The sequence below is a fragment of the Streptomyces racemochromogenes genome (genome assembly GCF_044129415.1).
GTDB classification, from domain to species: Bacteria; Actinomycetota; Actinomycetes; order Streptomycetales; family Streptomycetaceae; genus Streptomyces; species Streptomyces racemochromogenes_A.
Genome location: NZ_JBBDHD010000014.1, coordinates 87,368 through 96,893 on the forward strand (window position 1 = coordinate 87,368; position 9,526 = coordinate 96,893).

8 protein-coding genes are annotated in these 9,526 nt (G+C 72.8%); 5 read left to right on the plus strand and 3 right to left on the minus strand.

Features of this window, described 5'->3' with window-relative positions; all coding sequences use genetic code 11:
- Position 1: 1 nt before the first annotated feature.
- Positions 2-481 (minus strand): RidA family protein, encoded by a 480-nt coding sequence (locus tag WDV06_RS08305; protein ID WP_395508985.1) that lies wholly within the window; start codon positions 479-481, stop codon positions 2-4.
- A 27-nt stretch (positions 482-508) separates the two neighbouring features.
- Positions 509-1,786 carry a M6 family metalloprotease domain-containing protein gene (locus tag WDV06_RS08310; RefSeq protein ID WP_395508986.1) on the minus strand — a complete coding sequence of 426 codons (1,278 nt, stop codon included), beginning with the start codon at positions 1,784-1,786 and terminating at the stop codon, positions 509-511.
- Positions 1,787-2,054: 268 nt separating this feature from the next.
- On the opposite strand from WDV06_RS08310, the gene WDV06_RS08315 reads away from it, so the two are divergent.
- The 4 genes from WDV06_RS08315 (at position 2,055) to WDV06_RS08330 (ending at position 6,670) form a co-directional block, all read left to right on the plus strand.
- Complete coding sequence (locus WDV06_RS08315) at positions 2,055-2,717, plus strand: TetR/AcrR family transcriptional regulator (RefSeq protein WP_395508987.1); 663 nt, start codon at positions 2,055-2,057, stop codon at positions 2,715-2,717.
- A gap of 105 nt (positions 2,718-2,822) precedes the next feature.
- On the plus strand, positions 2,823-4,376 hold the full coding sequence (locus WDV06_RS08320) for an MFS transporter (protein ID WP_395508988.1): 1,554 nt from the start codon (positions 2,823-2,825) through the stop codon (positions 4,374-4,376).
- A 152-nt stretch (positions 4,377-4,528) separates the two neighbouring features.
- A complete protein-coding gene (locus WDV06_RS08325; RefSeq protein ID WP_395508989.1) occupies positions 4,529-5,317 on the plus strand; it encodes a dioxygenase family protein in 789 nt (262 codons plus the stop codon).
- Between the two features lie 375 nt (positions 5,318-5,692).
- On the plus strand, positions 5,693-6,670 hold the full coding sequence (locus WDV06_RS08330; protein ID WP_395508990.1) for a sigma-70 family RNA polymerase sigma factor: 978 nt from the start codon (positions 5,693-5,695) through the stop codon (positions 6,668-6,670).
- 94 nt (positions 6,671-6,764) lie between these two features.
- On the opposite strand, the gene WDV06_RS08335 is transcribed toward WDV06_RS08330, so the two are convergent.
- Positions 6,765-7,727 (minus strand): helix-turn-helix transcriptional regulator, encoded by a 963-nt coding sequence (locus WDV06_RS08335; RefSeq protein ID WP_395508991.1) that lies wholly within the window; start codon positions 7,725-7,727, stop codon positions 6,765-6,767.
- Positions 7,728-7,789: 62 nt separating this feature from the next.
- Between WDV06_RS08335 and WDV06_RS08340 the strand changes: the two genes are divergently transcribed.
- Complete coding sequence (locus WDV06_RS08340; protein ID WP_395508992.1) at positions 7,790-9,355, plus strand: MFS transporter; 1,566 nt, start codon at positions 7,790-7,792, stop codon at positions 9,353-9,355.
- Positions 9,356-9,526: the final 171 nt, after the last annotated feature.

The following is a 9,526-nucleotide window of genomic DNA, read 5'->3' on the forward strand; positions in this document are numbered from 1 at the left end:
CTCAGACCCCCATCGGGGTGTGCAGTTCCACCGTGAGCTCCACCTCCACCGGGGCGTCCAGCGGCAGCACCGCCACCCCGACCGCGCTGCGCGCGTGGATGCCCGCGTCGCCGAAGGCGGTGCCGAGCAGCTCGCTCGCGCCGTTGACCACGCCCGGCTGGCCGGTGAAGTCCGGGGTGGAGGCCACGAAGCCGACCACCTTGACCACCCTCTTCACCGCCGACAGGTCCCCGGCCACCGAGGCCACGGCGGCCAGCGCGTTCAGCGCGCACTGCCGGGCCAGCTCGGCGCCCTGCTCCGGGGTGACCTCGCCGCCCACCTTGCCGGTGCGCGGCAGTGCCCCGTCCACCATGGGCAGCTGGCCGGAGGTGTACACGTAGTGGCCGCTCACCACCGCCGGCACGTACACGGCGACGGGCGGGGCGACCGGCGGCAGTTTCAGTCCGGCGGCCGCCAGGCGTTCCTCGGGGGTCGCGTTCATGGGTGGCTCCTCTGGGGGGGGAAGGGGTCAGGGGCGGGTGACGCGGACCCGGAAGCCGCCGTCGGGCAGCGCCGCGACCACCGCGATGGTGAGGCGCGCCTTCTCGTCCGTGAAGGTCTCGCCCGGCCGGAACGGCGCGTCCGACAGCTCGGCGTGCACGTTGGGCCGGCGGGTGCAGCCGCCGCTGCCGGTCATGCTGTCCGAGACCGTCACGGGCCCGCGCCCGGTGTCCACGTCCGAGTCGACCTTGTAGATCAGCACTCCGGGCTTGCAGACGGCCTCGTCGTTCCCGGCCCGCGTCCGCACCTCGATCGCGTAGCCGGCGCTCTCCGAGAGGGGGACGAAGGCCAGCTTGGTGCCGCCCTGGACGGCGAGCGGGGTGAGCACGTGCTCGCTGACGCCCGGCTTCGAGGCGCAGCTGATCTGGGACCCGTCGAGCCAGCCCAGCTTCCACTTGTGCCAGCCGAGGAGGTCGTTGTTGGCGCCCCAGTCCTCGCTCATGATGTCCCAGTGCCCGACCGTCCCGCCGCCGTCGGAGGTGTAGAGGTCGGGCAGGCCGAAGACGTGCCCGTTCTCGTGCGGCAGTACCCGGTAGCCGGTCTCCCGGTAGGAGCCGGAGCCGTCGTCCTGCCGGCTGTAGACGAAGGAGGTGTTCGCCAGCGGCACCCCGTCCGCCATCGGGGCCTCCCCGTTGCCGGAGAAGGTGACCGACAGGACGGTGTCGAGGGCGGAGGGTCCGGCGTTCGGGGTGACCAGGATGTTGATCAGGTCGTACCGGCTGAAGTCGACCTCGGGGTCGGCGGCGCGCGCGATGTGCTCGACGAGCTGCCGGTAGCCCGGCTCGTACGGGGAGCCGCGCTCGATCCCGTACGCCGCGAAGGGCATCGGCATCCGCAGCCAGGTGCGTATCGGGGCTTCGGCCCGGTAGGTCAGCCGGCCGTAGGAGCTGGTGCGGAACCAGTCCGCGGTCTGGGGGAAGAACTCCGCCAGCCGGTCCATGGCCGAGCCCTCGCCCTTGGCGTCGGGGAAGTCGATCATCAGGTTGAGCGCGCGGACCTCGCCCGTCGAGCGGGAGTACCCGGGGGCCGTGGGCAGGCCCTCCGACAGCTGGACGCCCATGGTGGCCGAGATCCGGCACGGGGCCAGGACGGATTCGGCGCTGGCGGCCTTGGGGCCGGAGGTGGTGGGGCCCCGGCCCTGGATGCCGTCGCCGGCGGTGGCGGTGACGCCCAGGGCCAGCGCGGTGAGGCCGATGAACGCGCCGGTGCGGCAGGGTCTGCGTATCCGGTGGCGGGTCTGCGGCATGGAGATCGCCTTCGGGTGCGCGGCAGCCGGCCGGGTCCGGACTGCTCTCTGTGCGCTCACCCTCCGACGGCTGCGACACGCCCGCCCGTCGAAAGCGGCCAAACGGGAGGAAACAGCAGGATTCGGGTGTGACGCAGGTCACTCGGGCGAGTGAAATAACCGGGGACTGGCTCCCCGTTTGGAAGAGAGTCCCCCTAAGCGGGGAACGAGTCCCCGGTTCGGGGTCCCGCCGTCAGTCCGTACGAGTTCCAGCTCAGGGAGGCCCGGAATGCAGAGCGCCACCGCCACCGCCCCGGCCGCCGCCGCCCGGATGCCCAAGCCGCGCGCCGACGCGGTGCGCAACCGGGAGCGGATCCTGGGCGCGGCCCGCGAGATGTTCGTGGAGTTCGGCGCGGACGCCCCCCTCGACGAGATCGCCCGCCGGGCCGGCATCGGCAACGCCACCCTGTACCGGCACTTCCCCGACCGGGCCGACCTCGTCCACCACGTGGTGCTCTACGTGATGGACCGGGTCACCGCCCAGGCCGAGGACGCGCTCGCCGAGGAGCCCGACGCCTTCGCGGCCCTGTGCCGCTTCACGCACGCCGCCGCCGACGAGCGGATCGGGGCCCTGTGCCCGATGCTCTCGGACGACTTCGACCACGACCACCCCGAACTCCTCGCCGCCCGCGAGGCCTTGGGGGCAGCCGTGGACGCCCTGGTCGGCGCCGGCCGGCAGGCGGGCCTGCTCCGCGCCGACATCGGCACCGGCGACCTGATGCTCGCCCTGTCCCAGCTCGCCCGTCCCCTCCCCGGGACGAACTGCGCGATGGTGGGCGGGCTCGTCCACCGCCACCTCCAGCTCTTCCTCGACGGGCTGCGGGCCCCGGCCCGCTCCCAACTCCCCGGTACGGCCGTCACGTTGCAGGACATCAGCCGGAAAACCATGTGACGCGGCGCCCCCTCCTTCCGTAGTCTGAAAAACCGCCTCTTTTCATTCCATCACCGCTTTTTTTCGGTCATTCCGTTTTCTTCGTTCAGTGAAGTGGGTACCCCCATGTCCAAAACAGCCGCGTCCGCCTCGCCGGCTGCCGCTGCCGCCGCCGATCCCAGTCGCTGGAAGGCCCTGGTCTTCATCGCGCTGGCGCAGCTGATGGTCGTCCTCGACGCGACCATCGTGAACATCGCCCTGCCCTCCGCGCAGACCGACCTCGGGATATCCGACGGAAACCGCCAGTGGGTCATCACCGCCTACGCGCTGGCCTTCGGCGGACTGCTCCTCTTCGGCGGCCGCATCGCCGACAAGTGGGGCCGCAAGAACGCCTTCATCACCGGACTCGCCGGCTTCGCCCTGGCCTCCGCGCTCGGCGGCGCCGCGACCGGTGAGGCGATGATGCTGGGCGCCCGCGCCCTCCAGGGCGCCTTCGGCGCGCTGCTCGCCCCGGCCGCGCTCTCGCTGCTGGCGGTCACCTTCACCGACGCCAAGGAGCGCGCCAAGGCCTTCGGCATCTACGGCGCGATCGCGGGCGGCGGCGGCGCCGTCGGCCTGATCCTCGGCGGCTTCCTGACCGAGTACCTCAACTGGCGCTGGACGTTCTTCGTCAACATCCCCTTCGCGGTCGTCGCGGCCGCCGGCGCCTGGATGGTCATCCGCGAGCCGGCCGGCTCGCGCAACGGCGCCCGCCTCGACATCCCCGGCGTGGTCCTTTCGACCCTGGGTCTGGTCTCGCTCGTGTACGGCTTCACCCGCGCCGAGTCGGCCGGCTGGACGGACGGCGTCACCCTCGCCCTGTTCGTGGCCTCCGCCGTGCTGCTCGCCGCCTTCGTCGCCGTCGAGGCCAAGGTGAAGTCCCCGCTGCTGCCGCTGCGCGTCCTGCTGGAGCGCAACCGCGGCGGTGTCTACCTCTCGCTGGGCCTCGCCGTCATCGCGATGTTCGGCCTGTTCCTCTTCCTCACGTACTACCTCCAGGTCGTGAAGGGCTTCTCGCCCGTCAAGACCGGCTTCGCCTTCCTGCCGATGATCGCGGGCATGATCACGGGCTCCACCCAGATCGGCGCCCGCCTGATGACCCGGGTCGCGCCGCGGCTGCTGATGGGCCCGGGCTTCCTGCTCGCCGGCGTCGGCATGCTGCTGCTGACCCAGCTGGAGGTCGGCTCCTCCTACCCGGCGCTGATCCTGCCGGCGCAGCTGCTGCTGGGCCTCGGCATGGGCACCGCGTTCATGCCGGCCATGTCCCTGGCCACGTACGGGGTGAACCCGGCCGACGCCGGTGTGGCCTCGGCCATGGTCAACACCTCGCAGCAGGTCGGCGGCGCGATCGGCACCGCCCTGCTGAACACCATCGCCGCCTCGGCGACCACGGCGTACCTGACCGACCACGCGGCCGAGGCGGCGGCGGGCGGCACCGCGGGCCGGCTGATCCAGGCGCAGGCCATGGTGGAGGGCTACTCCTCGGCGATCTGGTGGGCCGTGGGCATCCTCGCGGTCAGCGCGACCATCGCCTTCACCCTGATCACCACGGGCCGTCCGGGCCAGGGCGGCCCGGTGGCCGGCGGTTCCGGCGCCGGCGCGGAGGACGCGGAGCTCCGGGTGCCGGTGATCGCCCACTGACGGGGGCGCCGGTACGGGAATGACCGAGGACCCCGCTTCGTTCAAATTTGAACGAAGCGGGGTTAGTCTTTTCGGGTGAACCGAGTACGCCCTCCCCGCGGACGACGTACGACGTACGCCGACGACCGGTCCGACGGCCCGAGGAGCGCCCGATGAACCCGCCCACCGCCCCCGCCCGCATGCCGGCGCTGTACCTCAGCCACGGTGCGCCCCCGCTCGCCGACGACCCGCTCTGGCCGTCCGAGCTCGCCGCCTGGTCGGCGGTACTGCCCCGGCCGCGCGCGATCCTGATGGTCTCCGCCCACTGGGAGGAGGCCCCGCTGGCCCTCGGCGCCACCGTGCCCGCCCCGCTCGTCTACGACTTCTGGGGCTTCCCCGAGCACTACTACCGGGTCCGCTACGACGCCCCCGGCGCCCCGGAGCTCGCCGCCTCGGTCCGCGCCCTGCTCAAGGCCCCCGGCACCCCCGTCCAGGACATCCCGGACCGCGGGCTGGACCACGGGGCGTACGTCCCCCTCGTCGAGATGTACCCGGAGGCCGACATACCGGTCCTCCAGATCTCCCTGCCCACCCTGGACCCCACCCGGCTGATGGACCTCGGCCGCAGGCTCGCCCCGCTGCGCGACGAGGGCGTCCTGATCGTCGGCAGCGGCTTCTTCACCCACAACCTGGCCGCCCTGCGCCACACGGGCCCCGGGGTGCCGGGCTGGTCGGCGGAGTTCGACGCCTGGGGCCGCGAGGCCCTGGCCGCCGGGGACGTCGACGCCCTGCTGGACTTCGAGGCCAAGTCCCCGGCGGGCCGCCTGGCCCACCCCCGCACGGAGCACTTCGCCCCCCTCTTCGTCACCCTCGGCGCGGCCGGACCGGACCTGGGCGCGCAGAGCACGCCGGTGGACGGGTTCTGGATGGGCCTGTCGAAGCGGTCCCTGCAGTTCGGCTGAGGCCCCCGCCCGGACGGGTGACGGGCAGGCAACCAGAACCCGGCGCGGGCCGTCCTGGAGGGTGGGAGTGCAGCCCGCGGACAGCGCCGGGGCGGCCGTGACGGATGTGACGGCCATCTCATCGGCGCTGCGCCCGCGGGGACCGGCCGGCGGCTCCGACCCCCGGCCTGACCTGCACGTCCACGGGTTCTCGCGGACCGCCGGGACCGCCCGGGCGGGATGGTGGCGGGGCAGGATACTGCAAGATCCCGGAGAAGAGGGAGGCGTGTGGGAATTCTGTCCCGATTCCAGTCGTTGTTTCCCTCGGAAGCGGCCACTCGGGAGAGTGTCCGAAGACGCACCGCGACCGTTCATCGCATCGCAAGGGAGCACCGCATGGCAACCCGCGCCGTCGCCCGTCGTCAGTCCACGAGCAGCGCCCGCGCCGCGGGCGGCGAGATCGTCGACCGCGACCTGGTCGGCATGTACCTGGACGAGATCGCGCGCACCCCGCTGCTCGACGCCGCCCGGGAAGTGGAGCTCTCGCAGATCATCGAGGCGGGCGTCTACGCCCGGCAGATCCTCGACGGAGAGGTCGAGCGCGGCGGGGAGACCCCGGCGCGCGAGGAGCTGGAGGTCCTGGCCGCCGAGGGCGAGCGGGCCAAGGAGGTCTTCATCCGGTCCAACCTCCGCCTCGTCGTCGCCGTCGCGCGGCGCTACCCGCGCAGCGGACTGCCGCTCCTCGACCTGATCCAGGAGGGCAACGCCGGCCTGGTCCGCGCCGTGGAGAAGTTCGACTACACCAAGGGCTTCAAGTTCTCCACGTACGCCACGTGGTGGATCCGCCAGGCCATCACCCGTTCCATCGCCGACCAGTCCCGCACCATCCGCCTCCCCGTCCACCTGGTGGAGGAGCTCGGCCGGATCCGCCGGATCCAGCGCGAGTTCAACCGTGAGAACGGCCGCGACCCGGAGCACGCCGAGATCGCCGCCGAGCTCGGCTCCACCGAGAAGCGCGTCGGCGACGTCCTGGACTGGGCGCGCGACCCGGTCAGCCTCAACATGTCGGTGGACGACGAGGGTGACACCCAGTTCGGCGACCTGCTGGAGGACACCGCCGCGATCTCCCCCGAGCAGTCCGTGCTCGCGCTGCTGCGCAGCGAGGAGCTGGAGGACCTCCTCGGCAAGCTGGACCAGCGCACGGCGTCGATCATCAAGATGCGCTACGGCATCGAGGACGGCCGCGAGCGGACCCTGACGGAGGTCGGCAAGCAGCACGGGCTCACCCGCGAGCGGATCCGCCAGATCGAGAAGCACGCGCTGCTGGAACTGAAGCGGATGGCCCGCGACACGGGCTTCGACGCCGTGGCCTGACGCCCCACCCGCCCCCCGAGCCGAGCCCCGGCACCCACCCCCCCGGGTGCCGGGGCTCCCCCCTGCCCGGAACCCCGCCCCGGCGGCTCGCCGCCTACGCCGTTTCGCCCCCCGGCGTCGATGACGCACCGGTCAGTCGGGCCGCCAGGGTGGCCGCCGCGCGGCTCAGGAACTCCGGTCCCCGGACCGTGAACTCCAGCCCCGTCAGCGCCATCCGGGCCGCCAGCCACTCCGGCGCGTCCCCGCTCTCGAACCGCACCCGCGACCCCGGCCCCTCCGCCACCGCCCCCTCCCGAAGCCACCCCGGCAGCTCCTGCGGCGCGGCCGCGAAGCAGACGTCCACCGGGTAGGTCTCCCCGCCCCGCAGCCCCCGCCGGACGAGCTCGGCCGCCTCCATCGGCAGCGGCCGCGGGCTGAACCGCGCCCCCGTCGGGAACGGCTCGCTCACCCGGTCCACCCGGAACGTGCGCCAGTCCTCCCGCTCCAGGTCGTAGGCCACCAGGTACCAGCGGCTGCCCGTGCTGACGAGCCGGTACGGCTCCACCAGCCGCCGCGAGTCCGCCCCGTCCCGCGCCCGGTAGGCGAACCGCAGCCGCTCCGGCCCCGCCACCGCCGCGGCCATCGCCGTCAGCGTCCGCGGGTCCACGCTCGGCCCGTCCCCCCGGGTCACCGCCACCGTGGCGGACTGCAACGCGCCCACCCGGCGGCGCAGCCGGGCCGGCAGCACCTGCTCCAGCTTGGCCAGGGCCCGTACGGAGGCCTCCTCGACCCCCTCGATCGCATGCCCGGCCCCCGCCCGCAGCCCCACCGCGATGGCCACGGCCTCCTCGTCGTCCAGCAGCAGCGGCGGCATCGCCGCCCCCGCCACCAGCCGGTACCCGCCGATCGCGCCCAGCGTGGCCTCCACCGGGTAGCCCAGGTCCCGCAGCCGCTCGATGTCCCGCCGGATCGTCCGCGCGCTCACGCCCAGCCGCTCCGCCAGCTCGCTGCCGGGCCACTCGCGCGGGGTCTGGAGCAGGGACAGCAGGGTGAGCAGCCGGGCGGGTGTGTCGTTCATCCTTCAAGATTGCCAGGTAAATAGGACACGATCTGGCCTAGATCCCGTCTACGTTTCTCCCCATGAGCACCGAGACGCCCACAGCATCGCCCGAAAGAGAGAACGGCCCCGAACGAGAAGAGGGGCAGGCGCCCGCCGCAGCGGCACCGGACGCCGCCGGCCCCGCCGCCCCCGACGCCCCGGCCGACCGCCTGCGCTGGCTGGCGCTGGCCATCGTGATGACCGCGTCCTTCATGGACCTGGTCGACGTCACGATCGTCAACATCGCGATACCCAGCATGCGCCAGGACTTCGGCGCCTCGACCAGCGCGATCCAGTGGATCACCGCGGGCTACGCCCTCGCCTTCGCCGCGGGCCTGATCACCGGCGGCCGTCTCGGTGACATCTACGGCCGCAAGCGGCTCTTCCTCGTCGGCGTCGCCGGCTTCACCGCCGCCTCGCTGCTCTGCGGCATCGCGGCCGACCCGTCCATGCTGGTCGCCTCCCGCCTCCTCCAGGGCGGCATGGCGGCGATGATGGTCCCGCAGGTCCTCGCGATCATCCACGTCACCTTCCCCCCGCACGAGCGCGGCAAGGTCTTCGGCATGTTCGGCGCGATCGTCGGCCTCGGCGCGGTCTCCGGACCGCTGCTGGGCGCGCTGCTCACCGAGTGGAACCTCTTCGGCCTCGAATGGCGCACGATCTTCCTGATCAACCTGCCCGTCGGCATCGCCGCCGTGATCCTCGGCCGCAGGTTCATCTCCGAGTCCAAGGCCCCCAAGGCCCTGCGCCTCGACCTGGTGGGCGTCGTCCTCGCGACCCTCGCGCTCGTCCTGCTGATCTACCCCCTCACCCAGGGCCGGGAGAACGACTGGCCGCTGTGGGGCTTCGCCTGCATGATCGCGTCGCCGGTCGTCTTCGCCGTCTTCATCGCGTACGAGAAGTACAAGATCAAGAAGGACGGCTCCCCGCTCGTCGAGCTCTCCCTCTTCCAGGTCAAGAGCTTCGCCGGCGGCATCACCGTCCAGCTGGCCTTCGGCCTGGCGACCGGCATCTTCTTCCTGGTGTGGACGCTCTACATGCAGATGGGCCTCGGCTGGACCCCGCTGCACGCGGGCAGCACCGGCATCCCCTTCTCCATCGCCGTCTCCGTCGCCGCCGGCCTCTCCGTCGAGAAGCTCGTCCCCCGCTTCGGCCGCAAGGTGCTCCAGGCCGGAGCGCTGGTCATGGCCGCGGGTCTGCTGCTCTACATCTGGGAGTCCCAGCGCTACGGGATGGAGATCGCCTCCTGGCAGATGGCCGCCCCGCTGATCGTCATGGGTGCCGGCATGGGTCTGATCGTCGCCCCGCTCAACGACACCATCCTGTCCCAGGTGCCGCGCGAGCACGCCGGTTCGGCCTCCGGCCTGATCAACACCACCGGCCAGATGGGCAACGCCCTCGGCCTCGCCCTGACCTCCGTGGTCTTCTTCGGGTCGATCGACGACGACCGCGTCCTCGGCGCCCCCTACGTCGAGGCCTTCCGGGGCGCGCTGTGGTGGGTCGTGGCGGTACTCGTCGTGATCTTCGCGGTGATGTTCGTCCTGCCGCGCAAGCAGGTCCCGCTCTCGGAGCGCGAGGGGGCCGTCGAGCAGGCCGCCCAGGCCTGAGGCCGCGGCCCCGCGGACCGGCCGGCCTCCCGATCGCCGGGGGAGCCGGCCCGGCGGCCCCCCCCCCCCGCCCGGGGGGGGGCGGGGGGGCGGCCGTCGGCGGGGGGGAAAGGCGGTGGCTCAGTCCTGGGCGCGGGCGGTGACGGGCGCGTCGGTCCGGTCGCCGAGGAA